The organism is Actinosynnema sp. NPDC037264, from assembly GCF_055603705.1.
The window spans coordinates 394469-413087 of record NZ_JBVJVK010000003.1; the positions used below are offsets into that span (position 1 = coordinate 394469).

The 18619-nt window shown below is 71.4% G+C and carries 16 protein-coding genes; 5 read left to right on the forward strand and 11 right to left on the reverse strand.

Annotation, left to right across the window (positions count from 1 at the left end; translation table 11 throughout):
• Positions 1-177: 177 nt before the first annotated feature.
• The 5 genes from ACZ7GX_RS06185 to ACZ7GX_RS06205 form a co-directional block, all read right to left on the reverse strand.
• The gene (locus ACZ7GX_RS06185; RefSeq protein WP_498773414.1) at positions 178-900 is read right to left on the reverse strand and encodes a D-Ala-D-Ala carboxypeptidase family metallohydrolase; all 723 of its coding nucleotides are present in this window, start codon (positions 898-900) and stop codon (positions 178-180) included.
• Between the two features lie 230 nt (positions 901-1130).
• The gene (locus ACZ7GX_RS06190; RefSeq protein ID WP_498773416.1) at positions 1131-2876 is read right to left on the reverse strand and encodes an NAD(P)/FAD-dependent oxidoreductase; all 1746 of its coding nucleotides are present in this window, start codon (positions 2874-2876) and stop codon (positions 1131-1133) included.
• Positions 2873-3712 carry a ferredoxin gene (locus ACZ7GX_RS06195; protein ID WP_498773418.1) on the reverse strand — a complete coding sequence of 280 codons (840 nt, stop codon included), beginning with the start codon at positions 3710-3712 and terminating at the stop codon, positions 2873-2875. The genes ACZ7GX_RS06190 and ACZ7GX_RS06195 overlap by 4 nt, the downstream gene beginning before the upstream one ends.
• Positions 3713-3908: 196 nt before the next feature.
• The gene (locus tag ACZ7GX_RS06200) at positions 3909-4661 is read right to left on the reverse strand and encodes a DUF4142 domain-containing protein (RefSeq protein WP_498773420.1); all 753 of its coding nucleotides are present in this window, start codon (positions 4659-4661) and stop codon (positions 3909-3911) included.
• Positions 4662-4673: 12 nt separating this feature from the next.
• Entirely contained in the window at positions 4674-5252 is a 579-nt protein-coding gene (locus ACZ7GX_RS06205) for a hypothetical protein (RefSeq protein WP_498773422.1), read from the reverse strand.
• Between the two features lie 177 nt (positions 5253-5429).
• On the opposite strand from ACZ7GX_RS06205, the gene ACZ7GX_RS06210 reads away from it, so the two are divergent.
• From ACZ7GX_RS06210 to ACZ7GX_RS06220, 3 genes are all read left to right on the forward strand, one after another.
• Entirely contained in the window at positions 5430-5993 is a 564-nt protein-coding gene (locus tag ACZ7GX_RS06210) for a sigma-70 family RNA polymerase sigma factor (RefSeq protein WP_498773424.1), read from the forward strand.
• A gap of 4 nt (positions 5994-5997) precedes the next feature.
• Positions 5998-6732 carry an anti-sigma factor family protein gene (locus tag ACZ7GX_RS06215; RefSeq protein WP_498773426.1) on the forward strand — a complete coding sequence of 245 codons (735 nt, stop codon included), beginning with the start codon at positions 5998-6000 and terminating at the stop codon, positions 6730-6732.
• A gap of 160 nt (positions 6733-6892) precedes the next feature.
• Complete coding sequence (locus ACZ7GX_RS06220; protein ID WP_498773428.1) at positions 6893-7804, forward strand: NAD(P)-dependent oxidoreductase; 912 nt, start codon at positions 6893-6895, stop codon at positions 7802-7804.
• Here ACZ7GX_RS06220 and ACZ7GX_RS06225 read toward each other — a convergent pair.
• Complete coding sequence (locus ACZ7GX_RS06225) at positions 7757-8101, reverse strand: DUF742 domain-containing protein (protein WP_498773430.1); 345 nt, start codon at positions 8099-8101, stop codon at positions 7757-7759. The two genes, ACZ7GX_RS06220 and ACZ7GX_RS06225, sit on opposite strands and share 48 nt — an antisense overlap.
• 587 nt (positions 8102-8688) lie before the next feature.
• Between ACZ7GX_RS06225 and ACZ7GX_RS06230 the strand changes: the two genes are divergently transcribed.
• Positions 8689-9447 carry an ABC transporter ATP-binding protein gene (locus ACZ7GX_RS06230; protein ID WP_498773432.1) on the forward strand — a complete coding sequence of 253 codons (759 nt, stop codon included), beginning with the start codon at positions 8689-8691 and terminating at the stop codon, positions 9445-9447.
• Positions 9447-11984 (forward strand): ABC transporter permease, encoded by a 2538-nt coding sequence (locus tag ACZ7GX_RS06235; RefSeq protein ID WP_498773434.1) that lies wholly within the window; start codon positions 9447-9449, stop codon positions 11982-11984. Before ACZ7GX_RS06230 ends, ACZ7GX_RS06235 begins: the two co-directional genes overlap by 1 nt.
• 48 nt (positions 11985-12032) lie before the next feature.
• Here the strand turns inward: ACZ7GX_RS06235 and ACZ7GX_RS06240 are convergent, their stop codons facing one another.
• The 5 genes from ACZ7GX_RS06240 to ACZ7GX_RS06260 all read right to left on the reverse strand — a co-directional run bounded on the left by ACZ7GX_RS06240 (position 12033) and on the right by ACZ7GX_RS06260 (position 18163).
• Positions 12033-13097 (reverse strand): LLM class flavin-dependent oxidoreductase, encoded by a 1065-nt coding sequence (locus ACZ7GX_RS06240; RefSeq protein WP_498773436.1) that lies wholly within the window; start codon positions 13095-13097, stop codon positions 12033-12035.
• 111 nt (positions 13098-13208) lie between these two features.
• Positions 13209-14147 (reverse strand): 4-hydroxy-3-methylbut-2-enyl diphosphate reductase, encoded by a 939-nt coding sequence (gene ispH, locus ACZ7GX_RS06245; protein WP_498773438.1) that lies wholly within the window; start codon positions 14145-14147, stop codon positions 13209-13211.
• Between the two features lie 23 nt (positions 14148-14170).
• Positions 14171-15211 (reverse strand): family 2 encapsulin nanocompartment cargo protein polyprenyl transferase, encoded by a 1041-nt coding sequence (locus tag ACZ7GX_RS06250; protein ID WP_498773440.1) that lies wholly within the window; start codon positions 15209-15211, stop codon positions 14171-14173.
• Positions 15212-15317: 106 nt separating this feature from the next.
• Positions 15318-16727, reverse strand: coding sequence for a family 2B encapsulin nanocompartment shell protein (locus ACZ7GX_RS06255; protein ID WP_498773442.1), 1410 nt, complete (start codon positions 16725-16727; stop codon positions 15318-15320).
• A gap of 32 nt (positions 16728-16759) precedes the next feature.
• Positions 16760-18163 (reverse strand): family 2B encapsulin nanocompartment shell protein, encoded by a 1404-nt coding sequence (locus ACZ7GX_RS06260; RefSeq protein WP_498773444.1) that lies wholly within the window; start codon positions 18161-18163, stop codon positions 16760-16762.
• Between the last annotated feature and the right edge of the window lie 456 nt (positions 18164-18619).

The following is an 18619-nucleotide window of genomic DNA, read 5'->3' on the forward strand; positions in this document are numbered from 1 at the left end:
GCGCGGGTGGCGGGCGCACCGCGGGCCGCGGACGGGGTGTGGAGGCCCGTCCGCGGCCCGCGGTGCTTCAGCGGATCCCACCGGGTGAAGGGGTTGGCGCCGGCGGGATCCGGAGCTCGGCGCCCGCCGGTCGGGGGGCGGACCGGCGGGCGGCCGTGCGGTGCCCTGGCGGATCGGTCAGATGCCGCAGGACGAGGCCGACCAGAAGCGGCTGCTCCGGTGGTCGACGTGCGTGTGGTCGCCGTGACCCGGGTAGCCCGGGCCGAGGATGCCGTTGAACCCGTGGTTGCGGGCCTGCTGCGCCAGGCGGCACAGCGAGTGCGGACCCGCGCCCAGGTCCACCGCGTCGCCGTACAGGTGCCGCGAGTTGGACGCGCCGCCGACCGCGTTGTTGCACGCGACGCTGCGGAACCCGCTGGTGACCCGGATCGCCTGGTCACCGAGCGCGTGCCGCATCGCTTGCAACTTCCACATCGACACCAGCGCGTTGGCCTTCGCCGTCGCGGCGGACACGGCGCCGCCCGACCAGGTGGAGTTGCACGTGTTCAACTCCGCGTAGGAGAAGTTGATCGGCGTGCAGTCGTCGTCTTGCAGGGCGTAGAGCTTGGAGTAGGTCGCCGGGCCGGCGACGCCGTCGGCCGCGAGGCCGTACGCCTGCTGGAAGCGCACGAGGGCCGACTTGGTGGCCGGGCCGAAACTGCTGTCGAGCGCGAGCACCGAGCCGTAGCCCGGGTAGCCGGACAGGCGGATCTGCAACTGCCGCACGTCCGCGCCGGACGCTCCCTGCGAGAGGGTGCGGGACCACGTGTAGCAGCCGTCGGCTTGCGCCGTGCCGCCACCCGTCACGAGAACCACGGCGACGAGCGCTAACGACGCCAGGTAGGACACTAGTCGGAGCACAGGGACCTCCAGACCGGGTTGGGGGACGGCTCTGGAGCCTGTCGGACAGGTAAACTTGCGTCAATCTGTCCTTGATGTCTGAATATTTCACACCACGCGAACAGTTTGTGAACAACTGGTCGTGCGGTGCCTTCGGTGCGGCGAAGCAGGCCGGCCGGACGCCGCCGGTCCACGACCGCGAGCACATGCTCGGCGGTCGGGATCACGGCGGCACGGCGTCGAGGTAACGATCAACGGGGTCTCGCCTTCGGTCCGGTGCGGACCAGCGACCGGCTCTGCCCGCGCGAGCGCACGACCGGGGCGTGCGACGGCGGTAGCGGCAGCGGCTGGGACTCCTGCTGCTGCCGCGGCACCCTGGCCAGCTCGACCGGGTCCGAGAACTGCGTGCGGGCCGGGCCGGGCTCGGAGCGCACGGACTCCGAGCGCGCCGGTTCGGCGCGCGCCGACGCCGCGCGTGCCGCGTTCGAGCGCGCGGCCTCGGACCGGACCGCCTCCTGGAGCAGGGCGTTCTCCAGGCGCAACGCCTCGGAGCGCACGGCCTCGAACCGCATCGACTGCTCCGAACGCGTCGGCTTGGCCCGCGGCGCCTCGAACCGCACCGACTCGGTGCGCGGCGCCTCGAACCGCACCGACTCCTCGTGCCGCACCGGTGAGGCCATCGGTGGCACGTTCGGCGGCACGTTCCGCGCGACGGTCGGGGGCGCGGCGTCCGGCTGCGGCACGGGCTCTGGCGCGGGCTGCGGCACGGGCTGCGGCACGGGCTGCGGCGGGCGGCGCCGGGGTGCGCTCGCGGTCACCCGGTTCTGCCGCCACAGCTCCGTCGACAGCTTGATCATCGCCGTCGGCGCGTCCAACCCGACCATCCCGACCAGCCGCCCGTCGTTGACGAACCCGGTGATGGTCCGGTGGTCCTTCTGCGATCCCGCCAACGTCGTCGTGTCCGTGCCCATCGCGGGCAGACCCGACCCCTGGATGCGCATGCCGTACTGCTCGGTCCAGAACCGGGGGACCGGGGTGAACGGCCGCGAATTGTCCCTGCCCGCCAACAGGTTCTCCGCGGCCGCCCGCCCCATTTCCACCGCGTTGAGCCAGTGCTCCACCCGACGCGGCTGCCCTCCGAACCGGAGGTTCGGCCACCGCGCGACATCACCCGCGGCCACGATGTCGGACCCGCCGACCACGTGGCACGTGGGGTCGCACAGCACGCCGTCCTCCAGCACCAGACCCGACCCGCGCAGCCAGGCGGTCGACGGCGAGGCGCCCACCGCGATCACCACGACCGCGGCGAAGAACACCTGCCCGTCGGAGAGGTGGATCGCCACCCCGCCCGCCTGGCGCACCCAGTGCCGGATCTTCACGCCCATCGCCATCCGGACACCGCGCACCCGGTGCGCCTCGGTGACCGTGTCGGCGATGTTCTTGCCGACCGCGCTGCCCAGCAACGTGGACGACCGGCTCACGATGGCCACGTCCCGGCCCATCGACTTCACCGACGCGGCCATCTCGCAGCCGATGAGGCCGCCGCCGATCACCACGACCAGCCCCTGCGTCGAGTTGATCGCCTGCTTGATCGCGATCGCGTCGTCCACGGTCCGCAGCACGTGGATGCGCGGGTCCTGGCGCGGCGCGCCCGCGAGGTGGCGCGGCTCGACGCCGGTCGCGATGACCAGCCCGTCGTACCCCAGCTCCTCGCCGCCGGGCAGGCCCACCACGCGCCGGTCCGGCTCCAGGTGGGTCGCCGCCGTGCCCAGCCGCCACACCGCGTTCAGCTCGCGGCTGATGGTCAGCCGCAGGTCGGAGGCGACCAGCTCGCCGTTGATGGCCTCCTTGGACAGCGCGGGCCGGTGGTAGGGCAGGTGCCGCTCCGCGCTCACGATGACGATCTCGCCGCGGAAGCCGAGCTCGCGCAGCCGTTCGCCCGCGCGCAGGCCGGCCAACCCGCCGCCCGCGATGACCACGCGTTCCTCGTTCTTCACCGCACACGCTCCCGCAGCTCGATCGCGCGCATCGGACAGGCGCGCGCGGCGGCCCGCGCCTTCGCGAACTGCTCGGGTGGCGGCCTGCGCTCGTAGCGCAGGCGCTCGTCGTCGACCAGCTGGAACAGCCCCGGCGCCTCGGCCTGGCAGATGCCGTAGCGGTGGCAGCGCTCGTTGTCGACGCTGATGTCCAGCGCGCTGCCGCCCGCGCCGTCCGGCTCGGGCTCGAAACCGGGCTCCGGCTCCAGCATGCCCAGCTTCACCAGCCAGTCCGGCGGCAGGAAGCGGGCGATGGCGATGGTCGCCGTCGGCACCAGGATCGTGAGGCCGGCCAACCACAGCACGGCCAGGTTGCCGTTCGCGATCGCGCCGAACCAGGAGTGGACCACGGTGACGGCGACCGCGGGGTAGGCCAGCTGGTGCAGCCGCAGCCACTTGCGGTAGTAGACCTTCTTGCGCAGGCCCGCGGTGATCGCGAGGGTCAGCATGATCTCCAGGCCGAGGATGCCGAGGGCGTGCCGGAGCAGGCCGCCGTCGTAGAACGGCACCAGGAGCTTCAAGTACGGGAAAGTGCCGAGCTGCAACAGGGTGAACGCGAACGCGTGCAGCGACCCGAACGTGAGGGCCATCGTCGCCAGCACCATGTGGCTGTTGCGCAACCCCTGTCTGCCGGAGATCTTGTTGGCCCAGCCCGTCGCGATCAGCACGCCCCAGCACAGGGTGGCGCACATGGTCGCGTAGGCCAGGCGGGCCGAGATCTGCGCCACGTGGCGCACTCCGGCGTCGTGGTCGCCGCCGGTCGCCTGGGCGATCAGCAGCGGAACCTGGGTGAGCACTGGTCTGTACCTCCGAGATGGCGGGAGAGAACTCGCAGGCGGTGGGAGGGGGCCGACCCGTGGCCGGCCGCCGTTCGGGCCGACCCGCCCGGCGGGCCGCGCAGGAGTGGTCACGACCTGCCGGGCGGGTTTCGAGGGTGTGGAAGTTCTCCGCGTGGGAGACGCGTCGTGGTGTCGGTCCGGCCACCACCTCCTTTCACTTGACGGTGTTGCGGGGCCGCAGCAGGCGCAGGATTGCGATCGTCACGACCGCGCCCACCAGGCACATGAGGAGCACGGAGAGGGGACTCGGGCCGCCCGCCGGCAGCTGCGCCGAGGCCCGCACCGGGTCGGCGGCCACCGCGTTCCCGGGCGCGGCGCCGGCGGCCACGGGTTTGGACAGGCCCATGTCGGTGACCATGTTGGTGCTCTCCAACAGGGTCATGTGCTTGAGCACGATCTGGTTGCACACCTGGGCGAACTGCCGGATCGCCTCGTTGCGCGTGGTCGCCCGGACGGTGGCGATGGCCGGGAAGATCGAGCCGTGCGCGGCGCGCAGCCGGTTGGCGAACGAGTCGTCGAACGCCGCGCCGGTGCGCGCGCGCATCTCCGCCATCCACGACTGCTGGTCGGCGTTGGCCTCGTCCGGCAGCGCGACCCCCATCTGGGACGCCAGCCGCACCACCCGCTCGTCGAGGAACGCGTGGTCGCCGGCCAGCTGGGCGCCGACCTCCTTGACCCGGGTGCTGGCGGCGCGGCTCTGCGCCTCCTCGCCCATGGGCATCTCCCACAGGCCCGCCAGCCGTACCTTGACCAGGAGTTCCTTGTCCTGCGCGGTGATCGGGCCCAGCGGCGTCTGCTCCACCGGTCCCGCGCCCGGCGGGTCGTCGGCGTGCGCGACACCGGGCAGCGCGGGCGCCAACAGCAGGTGCAGGGCCACCGCGACCGCCGCGAAACGCTTGGCTGACATGGGTTTCTCGTCCTAGTAGCCGTCGCCGGTGGACGGTTGGCCGGGCGCCGCGCCGTCGTCGGCCTGCGCCTTCTTGCCCTCGGGCGTCACCGCGAACCACGTGCCGCCCTTGCCCTGCCCGGTCAGGTCGCCCGCCTTCTTGTCGCCCGCGTACCGGTACAGCGGCCACCCGGCCAGCGTGACCTGCTTCCTGCCGTCCGCGCGGGCCACCGACCCGACCAGCGTCGGGTCGACGCCGGAGGTCATGGTGTGGTCGCCGACCAGCACCGGGGGCCACGTCTTCAGGCACTCGGCGTCGCAAGTGGACTTCGACGGTTTCGCGGTGTCCTTGTCGTAGCGGTACAGCGCGAAGCCGCCCGCGTCCGCGACGAACCAGCCCACCTGCTTCGACTCCGTCGCCGAGAGCATCTGGTGCGGCTCCTTGCCGAATTCCGGCTGCTGTTGGAGAGTCGTCGAACCGGAACCGGCGCCGTTCGCGGCGTTCTGGCTCGCCACGTTGTCGACACCGGTCGCGCCGCAAGCGCTGACCAGCATCAACGCCGCGGCTGCCGGAACCAGCAGCAACGCTTTCCGGGTACGTCGACTTCGCATCGTTGGTCCTTTCTCCTGCCGGCGGGTCCGCCGAAAGGGCTAGCGAACCGGTGTCCGGGTCCGAGCCTTTGAAGCGGATACCGTGGAGTACGGACACGATGCGATGACGGTTCACGAACAAATCGACGACTTTTTTTGCGGCCGAACCCTCGACGCGGAAGCCCTCGGCGCGCTTGGATGCTCGGCGTGGCGCGGCACAGACGCAGCACTTCCCCCCAGAGAGATCGCAGTTGGCCGGACGTGAGTCTGGAAGACGAGCTGATCCGCAGGCTCTACCAGGAGTTCGGCAGCGCGCTGCTCGGGCATGCCATGAGGTTGACCGGCAGCGACCGGCAGTGGGCAGAGGACATCGTCCAGGAGACGCTCGTGCGGGCGTGGCGCAACGCCGAGAAGCTGGAGCGGGACCCCGTCCTGCTGCGCTCCTGGCTGTTCACCGTCGCCCGGCGACTGGTCATCGACGACCGTCGCAAGCGGAGCGTCCGACCGCAGGAGTCGGAGTTGACGCCGTCCGACGAGGCCCCGCAGCGGGACGAAGCGGACCGCACGCTGGCGGCCATAGTCGTAGCCGAAGCGATGAACGGACTGACGGAGGAACACCGGGAGGCTATTCTCGAGACGTACTTGCGAGATCGAACGGTCGGGGAAGCCGCGGCGGTGCTCGGGGTACCGCCCGGCACGGTGAAGTCCAGGGTGTACTACGCGCTTCGCGCCCTGCGGCGTGCTTTGCAGGATCGGGGCTGAACAGGTGACTTCGCAGCCGTTCCACGTCGACGTGGCGGCGTACGTCCTCGGTGTCCTCGACGAGGACGAGGTCGACGCGTTCGAGAACCACCTCGCCCAATGCCGTCGATGTGCGCTCGACCTGCGCGATTTCGCCGAACTTCCCGATCTGCTCGACGAGGCCGACGCCAACGGCATGCTGCGCGCCAACGCGGGGGAACGGCCAGACGGCCGTTCGGTGCGCGCGATGCTCGACTCGGTCTCGGAAACCAGGGCGCGCAAGCGCCGCAACGTCGCGCTGCTGGCCGCCGCCGCCGCGACGCTGCTCGTCGTGCTGACCGCGGTCGTGTCGGTGTACGTCGCCGCACCGTCCGACCCGGTCGCCACGCCCACCACGCCGTCGGTGCCGGAGCAGTCCAACGTGGCGAAGGGCGCCCCGGACGCCTCCGGCTCCATCACCCGCACCGACCCCTCGACCGGCGTGTTCGCGCGGCTCTCGGCCAGCCCCGAGCCGTGGGGCACGTCGGTGCAGGTCGAGGTGAAGGGCGCGAAGGGGCCCACCAGGTGCGAGCTGGTGGCGAAGTCGCGCACCGGCGAGGCGATGGTCCTCGGCTCCTGGCTGGTGACCACGACGGGGCCGGGCAAGGACCCGGTGACGTTGCAGGCCTCCGTCGGCATGCGCTGGCACGACATCGCGGAGTTCGTCGTGCGGGACACGAAGGAAGGCGCGACCCTGGTCCGCCTCCCGACCTCCTCCTGACCCGCACGCGTCCTACCTCCGGAACGCGCGGGTCCTACGTCCGGAACGCCCGAGTCGATCGCCCGGGACACGCGCGGCGCACCACTTCGCGACGGGCACCGCCGGCACGGCGTTTAATCCCACCAGGGAGGCGGCGCCGTGCCGCCGTGCGAGGGAGGTCTTGGTGGAGGTCGGATTCGTCGGTCTCGGCATCATGGGTCAGCCGATGGCGCTCAACCTGGCCCGGTCCGGTCGGCCGCTCGTGGTGTGGAACCGCTCGCCGCACCGGGCGCAACCGCTGCGGGAGGCCGGCGCGCGGGTCGTGGCGACGGCGGGCGAAGTCTTCGCCGCCGCCGAGGTCGTGATCCTCATGCTCTCCGGCGAGGACGCGATCGACGCCGTCCTCGACCGCGGCACGGACCGCTTCGCCGGGCACGTCGCCGGCCGCACGATCGTGCACATGGGCACGACCTCGCCGGGTTACTCGCACGCCCTCGGCGCCGACGTCCGCGCGGCCGGCGGCGACTACGTCGAAGCGCCCGTCTCCGGCTCGCGCGGCCCGGCCGAGGCCGGCGAGCTCGTCGCCATGCTCGCCGGCGACCGGGACGCGGTGGCACGGGTCCGCGACGTGATCGCGCCGATGTGCGCGGAGGCCGTGTCGTGCGGGCCGACGCCCAACGCGCTGCTGATGAAGCTGTCCGTGAACCTGTTCCTGATCACCATGACCACCGGCCTGGTCGAGGCGTTCCACTTCGCCGAACGGCACGAGCTCGACCTCGGCACGCTGGTCGAGGTGCTGGACAAGGGCCCGATGGCCAGCAAGGTGTCCCGGGCGAAGGCCGCCAAGCTGCTCGCCGACGACTTCGACGCGCAGGCCGCCGCCGCGGACGTCTTCACCAACACCCGGCTGATCACCGCCGCCGCCCGCGCCGCCGGGGTCTCCTCGCCGCTGATCGACCAGTGCCTGGCCCTCATGGGTCGCACGGTGGAACTGGGGCACGGCAAGCAGGACATGGCCGCCGTCGTGCAGGTCCTGCGGGAACGCTCAGATTCGGCGCAGCCCGGAGAGGACGCGTTCCATCAACTCCAGTGAAGGCCGGCCCGCGGCGTCGATCGCCTGATCCTCGTGCACGTTGATCAGGGCCATGTCGGACATGTCGGCCAACAACACCCGGACCACGCCGAGCGGCAACCGCAAAGTCGCCGCGACTTCCGCGACGGAATGCGGATTGCGGCACAGGTCGCTGATGATGCGGTGTTCCGCGGTCGACGTGAGAGCGTCTCTGGCCGCTCTTTCGTTCGTCGTCACGATGGTCTCGATGGCCAGCGTCGTCGCGGAGCGCGTCCGCCCGCCGGTTCTGGTGTAGGGACGCACCCGGAGGGTCGACACACCAGCTCCTCAAAGCCGTCGAAGTGATCATGGTCGAGCGGGGGTCAGGGTCGCCGACGCCGCTAGACCCTACGAGCGATCACCGCTCCTGTCTCGGTTTTCCCGGTATGTGGGAGGTTCGACGTGTCGTCGCGACGGTCCGTGCCCGGTCGCTTCCAGGGGGTGTCCGACGCGGTGCGCGGCCTGTGCGCAGGCATCGGATGATCGGACATCTTCACCGTCCGTTCGCCGGTCGTTCGGCTTCGGATCGCCTGGGACTGCTCGTCCCAGGCGTCCGCCGGGGGTCTACCCGATGGGTGTGGGATTCGCGATCACGCTTACCTCGCAGAACACGTCGGGGTTTTCGGGTGTCCTGGCGATGAGCTCACCACCGAGCGGCTTGTGGCCGCAACCGAAGGTAGTGACGGCTGGAGCGCTCTCACAACGGTTGTTGACCAAGGTTTGATGTTCGGGTTTCCCGCACGGGGCTAGGGGAATTACCCCGACCGCGATTCCGGGGTCATTCCCGACGCGCCGCGAACCGCCCGTCGGCCACATTTACCCCGAGTGGACGGCGAGTGCCGTCCGGTGCGAAGGGGTGGAGTCCGGTGACGCGCAACGGGGGTGCCGCCGCGAAAGCGGTGGACGTGTGGAAGTCCTACGGCACGGGGGAGGCCGCGGTCACGGCGCTGGCCGGGGTGAGCGTCGAGTTCGACCGCGGTCGGTTCACCGCGATCATGGGACCGTCCGGGTCGGGCAAGTCGACGCTCATGCACTGCCTCGCCGGGCTGGACGCGATCGACTCCGGTGAGGTCTGGATCGGGGACACCAAGGTCAACGGCCTGCGCGACAAGGGCCTGACCGACCTGCGCCGCCGCCAGGTCGGCTTCATCTTCCAGCAGTTCAACCTGCTGCCGACGCTCACCGCCGAGGAGAACATCACGCTGCCCCTGGCCATCGGCGGCCGGCAGGTCGACCGGGCGTGGTTCGACACCGTGGTGGACACCGTCGGCCTGCGCGACCGCCTCACGCACCGGCCGACGCAGCTGTCCGGCGGCCAGCAGCAGCGCGTGGCCTGCGCCCGTGCCCTGGTGGCCCGGCCGGAGGTCGTGTTCGCCGACGAGCCCACCGGCAACCTCGACTCGCGCTCCGGCGCGGAGGTGCTCGGCTTCCTCCGCCGCTCCGCCCGCGAGTTCGGCCAGACCGTCGTCATGGTCACCCACGACGCGAACGCCGCCTCGTACGCGGACCGGGTGATCTTCCTGGCCGACGGCCGGATCGTGCGCGAGCTGCACGACCCGACGGCGGCGGCCGTGCTCGACACCATGAAGGCCCTCGACGGCGACGACCGGCTGGTCGTGGCGTGATGCTGAAGGCGACGCTCAAGAGCGTGCTGGCGCGCAAGCTGCGGCTGGTCCTGTCGGGCCTGGCCGTGGTGCTGGGCGTGATGTTCGTGTCCGGGTCGCTCGTGCTGACCGACACGCTGGACCGGTCGTTCAAGGACCTGTTCGCCACCGTCTACTCCGAGGTGGACGTCGAGGTCGCGGTCAAGCCGAAGGTCGACCAGGACGACCCCGAGGCCGCCCGCGCCGGCACCCTGACCGCCGACGACGTCAAGGCCGTCGAGGCCGTGGCCGGTGTCCGCACGGCGGTCGGCGACGTGGCCGGGTCGGCCCGGCCCATCGGCGAGAACGGCAAGGTGCTCACCACCTCCGGCGCGCCGCGGGTCGGCATCGCGTGGCGTGACGGGGGTCAGGAGGAACTGCGCGAGGGGCACGCGCCCCGGCGTGACGACGAGGTGGCGATCAGCGCCTACCTCGCCAAGACCGGCGGGTTCTCCGTCGGCGAGCCGATCTCCGTGCTGACCCTGGAGCCGAAGCGGACGTTCACCGTCGCCGGGATCTTCGGCTACCCGGGCAACCGCGACTCCCTCGGCGGCGAGCTCACCACCGCGTTCACCCAGCCCGCGGCCCAACAGCTCCTGCTCGCCGCGCCCGGCGCGTACAGCGGGATCACGGTGCGCGCCGACGAAGGCGTGTCGCAGGCGGTGCTGCGGGACCGCGTGCAGGCCGCGTTGGGCGACACCTACCAGGTCAAGACCGGCGAACAGCTGGCCAAGGAGTCCGCCGACGAGATCGGCGAGGGCCTGGCGTTCTTCAACTACGTGCTGCTCGGCTTCGCGGGCATCGCCCTGTTCGTCGGCATCTTCATCATCCTCAACACCTTCTCGATCATCGTCGCGCAACGCACCCGTGAACTCGCGCTGCTGCGGGCGATGGGCGCGAGCCGCAGGCAGATGATCGCCTCCGTCGTGGTCGAGGCCGTGGTCATCGGCCTGATCGCCTCGGTGGTCGGCCTCGGCGCGGGCATCGGCGTCGGCGCCCTGCTGGCCGCGGTGTTCAGCGCGGTCGGCGGCGGCAGCATGCAGCTCGCGGGCATCGCGGTGCCGTCCTCGGCGATCATCTCGTCGTTCGCGGTCGGCATCGTGGTGACCGTGCTGGCGGCGCTGCTGCCCGCCGTGCGCGCGTCCCGCATCGCGCCGGTCGCGGCCCTGCGCGAGGCCGCCACCCCGGACCGGCCGCTGACCAGGCTCACCGTCGGGGGCGGCGTGCTCTCGCTGGCCGGCGGCGCGATGCTCGGGCTCGGGTTCGCCGACGGGACGCTGTGGCTGATCATGGCCGGGCTGCTGGTGGCGTTCGTCGGCGTCGCGCTGCTGACGCCGCTGGTCAGCAGGCCCGTGGTGTCGGTGATCGGCAAGCTGCTGGCGTGGTCGATGCCCGGCACGCTCGGCAGGCGCAACTCCGCCCGCAACCCGCGCCGCACCGCCATCACGGCCGCCGCGCTGATGGTCGGCATCGCCCTGATCACCGGCGTGAGCGTGGTGCTCACCTCGGCCACCACCAGCATGACCAAGGTCGCCGACACGCAGATCAAGGCCGACCTGATCATCTCCGGCGAGTCGGTCAACGGCGAGAGCAGCGGCGCGTTCACCGCGGACCGGCTCGACCGGGTGCTCGCCACGCCGGGCGTCGAGTCCGCGTTCGGCTGGTACAACGACGGCGTCCTGATCGACGGGCAGCGGAAGTTCGCCACCGTGACGACCGACGTGCCCGCGATGCAGCGCGTCTTCGGGCTCAGCGCGGCCGGCGGCACGCTCGCCGACCTCGCGGACGGCGAGATCGGCCTCGACGAGACCACGGCCACCGCGCTGGGCCTGAAGCCCGGCAGCACGGCGACCGTGCAGACGACCAAGGGCGGGGAGCGCACGTACACGGTCGCGTTCGTGCTGGCCAAGAACAGGATGGTCACCGAGTCCGTGTTCCTGCCGGAGTCGGTCGTCGGCGAGTTCGCGCTGGCGCAGGTCAACACCGCGTTCGTGAAGGCCGACCCCGGCACGGACGTCGCCGCCCTGCGCCGGGGCATCGAGCCGGTGTTCGCCGACAACCCCGAGGTCTCCGTCCAGGACCTCAGCTCCTACGTGCGGCAGCAGGCCTCGCAGCTCGACACCGTGCTGCTGATGATCCAGGTCCTGCTCGCCCTGGCCATCCTCATCGCGGTGCTCGGGGTGATCAACACGTTGGCGCTGTCGGTCATCGAGCGGACCCGCGAGCTCGGCCTGCTGCGGGCGATCGGCATGCGCCGGGCGCAGGTGATGCGGATGATCACCGTCGAGTCGGTGGTGATCTCGGTGTTCGGCGCGCTGCTCGGCCTGGTGGTCGGCACCGCGCTGGGCGCCGCGGCGGTCCGGGCGCTCGGCGACCTGGGCATCACCGACCTGGGCATCCCGTGGGCGCAGCTGGGCGGCTACCTGCTGATCGCCGCCGGCGTCGGGGTGGTCGCGGCGATCCTGCCCGCGATCCGCGCCGCCCGGCTGGACGTCCTGCGGGCGATCTCCTACGAGTGAGCGGTGACGCGCCCGGTCGGTCTGCTCGTGGCCGGCCGGGCGTCCCGCTCACCCGGCGGGCCGGTCCCCGAGCACCGGCATCACGTGGTCGTGCACCAGTCGCAACTGCTCGCGCATCGTGGCCACGCCGGGCAGGTCCATGCCGGTGAAGGACTTCACCAGCGCCGCGTCGGTGATGGCGAGGATCAGGTGGTTGACGCCGGTCGACGTGATCTCGGACCTGAGCTTGTCCGCGCACTCCTCCGGCGTGCCGGCCACCGACAGCTTGTCCGCCAGCTCGGGCGGGGTCAGCTCGAACGCCCGGTCGAGCCGGCCTTCGCCCACCGCGGCGATGACGTCGGTCAGGGACGCGGGGTCCACCCCGTTGCGGGCCAGTTGCTCCTTCGACATCGACGACGCGTACAGCCCGACCATCGCCCTCGCGGCGTCCTTCGCAGCCCGCCCGTCCGGGCCTGTGGCGAACACGACCCACGCCCCTAAGTCCAAAGTGGACATGTCGCGGCCGGCCCGCTCGGCCCCGATCCGCACGTTCTCGACCATGTACTCGTACGCGGACCTGGTGTAGCTCAGCGCGTGGTGCACCCCGTCGGCCAGCTCGCCCGCCACCTGGAACGACTTCGGCCCGCGCATCGCGCCGAGCTTGACCGGGACGTGCCGCTGGACGGGCCGGGCGAAGGTGAACAGACCGCGGTAGCGGAAGAACTCGCCCGCGTAGTCGATCGAGCCCTCGTCGAGCAGGGTGCGCAGCACGTGGTGCGCCTCCTTGAGCCGGGACAACGGCTTCGTCCCCGCCCAGTCGATGCCGTACTGGGCGAGCAGCCCGAAGTTCCCCGAGCCGAGCACGCACTCGGCACGACCGCCGGTGAGCTCGTCGAGGGTCGCGGTGGCCTGGGCGATCAGCGACGGCTCCCGCAGCGTCACCGGGGACAGGCTCGGGCCGAACCGGATGTTCTCGGTCTTGTCCGCCGCGGCGGCGAACAGCAGCCAGAGGTCCTTGTGCCACGTCTCGTCCGCCGCGTAGCAGGCGTAGAACCCCAACGCGTCGGCGAGCTTGATCGACTCGATGGTGTCGTCGAGCGGGTAGTCGGGCAGCAGTACGAAGCTGAATCGCATGGGACAACCTTCCACGAAGCCTCCGCGCGCCTCCAGCCTCGCCGGACGTTCTCACGCCAACGGATCAGGCCGGGCACCCGGCGTGCCCGTCGATCGCACCGTCGGGGTCGGTCAGGCGGTGGGCCCGGCCCCGCGCACCGCCGCGGGCAGGGTGAACCGGATCGTCTCCCGCGCCGTCTCGCGCACCTGGACGTCCCACGCGCCCAGCGCCTCGATGACCTCGTCCACCAACCGCGGCGGCGCGGACGCGCCCGCGCTCACCCCGACCACCCGCGTGCCGTCCAGCCAGTCCTCCCGGATGTCGGAGACGTCGTCGATCAGGTGCGCGGGCGTGCCCATCCGGCGGGCGGTCTCCACCAGCCGCACCGAGTTCGACGAGTTCCGCGAACCCACCACGAGCACCACGTCGGCCTCCTGCGCGATCTCGCGCACCGCGTCCTGCCGGTTGGTGCTGGCGTAGCAGATGTCCGCCGACGAAGGACCGCGCAGCGCCGGGAACCTCTCCCGCAGCGCGGCCAGCACCTCGGCCGTCTCGTCCATCGAGAGCGTCGTCTGGGTCAGGTAGGAGACTCTGGTCGGGTCGGCCACCTCCAGCGCCCGCACGTCCGCGACCGTCTCCACCAGCACGGTCCGCGAGGGCGCCTCGCCGAGCGTGCCCTCGACCTCCTCGTGCCCGGCGTGCCCGATCAGCACCACCGTGTCGCCGCGCGCGGCGTACCGCTTCGCCTCCGCGTGCACCTTGGTCACCAGCGGGCACGTCGCGTCGATCACGTCCAACCCGCGGCGCGCGGCCTCCTCGCGCACCGCGGGCGACACCCCGTGCGCGGAGAACACCACGGTCGCGCCGTCGGGCACCGCGTCCAGCTCGTCGACGAACACCGCGCCACGCGCCTCCAGCTCGGTCACCACGTGGGTGTTGTGCACGATCTGCTTGCGCACGTGGATCGGCCCGCCGCGTTGGTCCAGGAGCCGGTCCACGATGTCGATCGCCCGTTCCACACCGGCGCAGAACGACCGGGGCGACGCCAGCAGCACAACGGGGAAAGCCATGGCCACTCCTGGGTAGGCGGGTGTCAGTGGTCGCGTCGGGTGGCCAGGCGGGCCACCGCGTCCAGCTCGCGCGCGGCCCGCTCGGACGGCCCGGCGGCGCGCAGGTGCTCCCGCGCCCGGGCCAGCAGGTCGTCCGCCCGGCCCTGGCTCCACGCCCGCGCGCCCGAGATCTCGATCAGCTCCGCCGCGCGCGCCAGCTGGGCTTGGCCGAGCGGCTGCTCGGAGTGGTACAGCGCGTCCAGCTCGCGGGCGGCGGGCGTGTCCGAGGTCAGCGCCGCCACCACCGGCAGCGACTTCTTGCGGTTGCGCAGGTCCGAGTACACCGGCTTGCCGGTCACCGCCGGGTCGCCCCAGATGCCGAGCAGGTCGTCCACGAACTGGAACGCCAGCCCCACCTTCTCGCCGAACGACCGCAGGTGCTCGACCTGGTCCGCCCGCCCGCCGCCGAACAGCGCGCCCAGCGCGCAGGCCGCGCCGAGCAGCGCGCCGGTCTTGCACTCGGCCATCCGCACGCACTCGGCCAGGCGCACGTCGTCGCGCTCCTCGAAGGCCAGGTCGGCGCTCTGCCCGTCCAGCAGCCGCTGCACCGCGGCCGACAGCACCCGGATCGCCTGCTGCGCCTTCGGGTGACCGCTGCCCGCCAGCACGTCCAGCGCCAGCGTCAGCAGCGCGTCACCGGCCAGGATCGCCGGGTTCACGCCGAACACGTGCCACGCCGTCGGCCGGTGCCGCCGGGTCTTGTCGCCGTCCATCACGTCGTCGTGCAGCAGCGAGAAGTTGTGCGCCAACTCCACCGCCACCGCGGCCGGCAGCGCCGCGTGCGCCGCGCCGCCCACCGCCTGCGTGCCCAGCAGCACGAGCGCCGGCCGGATCGCCTTGCCCGCGTCCGCGCCCGTCGGCCTGCCGTTTTCGTCCCACCAGCCGAAGTGGTACCCCGCGATCGCCCGCATCGAGTCCGGCAACCGGTCCACCGCCGTGCGCATCGCGGGGTCGAGCCCGGCACGGCTCCAGTCCAGCACCTCGCGCGCGGTCCGGTGATCGCGGCTCACGTCCAGGTCGGTCATCGCCACAGCTCCTGTTCGGGGGATGCGCCCGGCCACGGAGCACGCGCGGGCGGGGGAGGTGGGGCAGCCGGGCGTGGCGGCCCGGCTGCCGTGCACGACGGTGCGGTCAGGACCGGCCGAGCTCGACGTGCTCCAGCACCCCGAGCGCGTCGGGCACCAGCACGGCCACCGAGTAGTAGGCGGTGACCAGGTAGGACACGATCGCCTTCTCGTTGATGCCCATGAACCGCGCGTTCAGGCTGGGCTGCACCTCGTCGGGGATGCCGGGCTGGTGCAGCCCGATCACGCCGTTGTCCTTCTCGCCGATCCGCATGGCGAGGATGGAGGTCGTGCCCTGCGGGGTGATCGGGATCTTGTCCGACGGCAGCAGCGGGATGCCGCGCCAGGTGACCACCCGCGTGCCGTCCACGTCGGCGGTGCCGGGGTACAGGCCGCGCTTGCTCGCCTCCCGGCCGAACGCGGCGATCGCCCGCGGGTGGGCCAGCATGAACGCCGTCTTGCGCCGCCGGGACACCAGCTCGTCGAGGTCGTCCGGGGTGGGCGGGCCGGTGCGGGTGTGGATGCGCTGCCTGAGGTCCGCGTTGTGCAGCAGCCCGATCCGGCGGTTGTTGAGCATCTCGTGCTCCTGGCGCTCGCGCAGGGCCTCGATGGTCAACCGCAACTGCTGCTCGGTCTGGTTCATCGGGTGGTTGTAGAGGTCGGCGACGCGGCTGTGCACCCGCAGCACGGTCTGCGCCACTTCCAGCTCGTACTCGCGCGGCGAGAGCTCGTAGTCCACGTACGTCGCCGGCAGGTCCGGCTCGCCCTCGTGGCCGGAGGCGATCTCGATCGCCGCCTCGCCGTGCTTGTTCTGCGGCTTGCCGGCGTTGGCGGCGAACGCGTCGATGTGCGCGCGCAGGGCGTCGGCCTGCCCGTTCAGCTCCTGCACCGACCGCCACGGCAGCGCCAGCACGATCACCGGGGTGACCGCCTTGATGGTGAAGTCCCACACCACCTCGCCGCCGTACATCACCTCGTCGCCGAAGTGGTCGCCGTCGGCCAGGGTGTCGAGCACCGTCGCGTCGCCGTACTTGCCCTGCCCGATCTTGTTCACCTTGCCGTGCGCGACGAGGTAGACCTCGTCGGCCCGCTCGCCCGACGAGACCAGCACGTCGCCCGGCTGGAACTCCCGCTGCCGGAACCGGTCGGCCAACGCGACCAGCACGTCGTCGTCCGGGAAGTCGCGCAGCACGGGCAGCTCCCGCAGCTCCTGCGGGATCACCCGGATGTCGGCGCCGGTGCTGGTGAAGCTCACCCGCCCGTCGCCGAGCGCGTAGGTGAGGCGGCGGTTGACCCGGTACGTGCCTGCCTGGGTGCTCACCCAGGGCAGCTTGCGCAGCAGCCACCGCGGCGAGATGCCCTGCATCTGGGGTGTGGACTTGGTGGTGCTCGCCAGGTTCCGCGCGCCCGCGGTGCTCAGGCTCTGCCGCTGCTGCTCGGCCTCTTCCGGTGCGAGGCCGGGGTCTGTCACGGTCACTTGGGCTGCCCAATCTGGTCGGGGGGACTGGTTCAGTCTTCGCGGCCGAGTTCCACGTGCTCCAGCACACCGATCGCGTCCGGCACGAGGATCGCGGTGGAGTAGTAGGCGCTGACGAGGTAGGAGATGATCGCCTTCTCGTTGATGCCCATGAACCGCACCGACAGACCGGGCTGGTACTCGTCGGGCAGACCCGTCTGGTGCAGGCCGATGACGCCCTGGTTGTGCTCGCCGGCGCGCAGCAGCATCACCGAGCTGGTGCGGGTCTTGGTGATCGGGATCTTGTTGCACGGCAGCACGGGCACGCCGCGCCAGGCGGGCACGTGGTGGCCGTTGAGGTCGACCGTCGAGGGGTAGATGCCGCGCTTGTTGCACTCGCGGCCGAACGCGGCGATCACCTTCGGGTGCGCCAGGAACGCCGTCGGCTCCTTCCACACCGTGGCCAGCAGGTCGTCCAGGTCGTCGGGGGTCGGCGGGCCGGTGCGGGTGTGGATGCGCTGCTTGAGGTCGGCGCTGTTGAGCAGGCCGAAGTCGCGGTTGTTGACCATCTCGTGCTCCTGGCGCTCGCGCAGCGCCTCGATGGTCAACCGCAACTGCTGCTCGACCTGGTCCATCGGCTGGTTGTAGAGGTCGGCGACGCGGCTGTGCACCCGCAGCACGGTCTGCGCGACGCTCAGCTCCAGCTCGCGCGGCGCGACCTCGTAGTCGACGAACGTGCCGGGCAGGTCGGGCTCGCCCTCGTGGCCCGAGGCGATGTCGATCTCGGCCTCGCCGTAGGCGTTGGACCTGCCGCCCGTGGTGGACATCCGCTGGATGTGCGCGCGCAGGCCGCCCGCCTCGCCGTTGAGCTGCTCGAACTCCTCCCACGGCAGCACCAGGACGATCACCGGCGTGACGGCCTTGATGGTGAACTCCCACTCGCCCTGCGGCCCGGCCAGGACGCCGCCGCCGAAGTACTCGCCGTCGGCCAGCGAGCCGAGCACGGTCTGGTCGCCGTACTCGCCCCGGCCGATCTTGTTCACCTTGCCGTGCGCGATCAGGTGCACCGCGTCCTGCGGCCGGCCCTCCTCCACGATCACCGCGCCGGGCTCGTACTCGCGCTGGGTGAACCGGTCGGCCAGCGCGCCGAGCGCCTCGACGTCCTCGTAGCCGCGCAGCAGCGCCAGCTCGGTCAACTCCTGCGGGATGACCCGCACGTCCGCGCCGATGTTGGTGAACGTCAGCCGGCCGTCGCCGATTTCGTAGCTGAGCCTGCGGTTGACCCGGAAGGCACCGCCCTTCGCCTCCACCCAGGGCAGGACTTTCAGCAGCCACCGCGAGGTGATGCCCTGCATTTGGGGAACGGACTTGGTCGTGGTCGCGAGGTTTCGCGCCGCCGCCGTGCCGAGGCTCAAGCGAGGTCGCTCGGTCTCCAAGTCCGGATCGGTCACAGTCACCGCTCACACCGCCAATCGGATTCTCTCGATGGTCCGGATCGACCGTAGTGAGCCTGAATGCCTTACGGGAAGCGGCCGATGTGACGACATCCCTGAGGGTCAATCGGGCCTGTTACGCGTACTCACCGTGGACCTTGTCCACCTCGCAAGTAATTAACGGGTGATCTTGGCGTGCATTGGTGAACATTCGTGGCGAAAGGGAATCTCTCCTTCGTTTGTCGTAAGAATGTTCACCGGAACGTGTCGTTGACAATGGCCGATGCGACGTGCGGTCGTCAGTCCGCGCATGTGCGGGCGGAAAGTTCAATCGTCGGTGGGACGCGAAAACGCGGTGCCGACGTGATGTCGACACCGCGTGGTCGATTCGTGGAACGGACGTGGGGGGGGGGGGGGGGGGGGGGGGAGGAGGGAGGGGTGGGGGGGGGGGGTGGGGCAAAGGGGTGAGGGGGGCGCGGC

Coding starts and splice junctions, on each gene's coding strand:
- ACZ7GX_RS06200 (WP_498773420.1), bottom strand. CDS start 4,661: ATGTCAGCCAAGCGTTTCGCGGCGGTCGCGGTGGCCCTGCACCTGCTG.
- ACZ7GX_RS06205 (WP_498773422.1), bottom strand. CDS start 5,252: ATGCGAAGTCGACGTACCCGGAAAGCGTTGCTGCTGGTTCCGGCAGCC.
- ACZ7GX_RS06210 (WP_498773424.1), top strand. CDS start 5,430: ATGCTCGGCGTGGCGCGGCACAGACGCAGCACTTCCCCCCAGAGAGAT.
- ACZ7GX_RS06235 (WP_498773434.1), top strand. CDS start 9,447: ATGCTGAAGGCGACGCTCAAGAGCGTGCTGGCGCGCAAGCTGCGGCTG.
- ACZ7GX_RS06240 (WP_498773436.1), bottom strand. CDS start 13,097: ATGCGATTCAGCTTCGTACTGCTGCCCGACTACCCGCTCGACGACACC.
- ispH (WP_498773438.1), bottom strand. CDS start 14,147: ATGGCTTTCCCCGTTGTGCTGCTGGCGTCGCCCCGGTCGTTCTGCGCC.
- ACZ7GX_RS06250 (WP_498773440.1), bottom strand. CDS start 15,211: ATGACCGACCTGGACGTGAGCCGCGATCACCGGACCGCGCGCGAGGTG.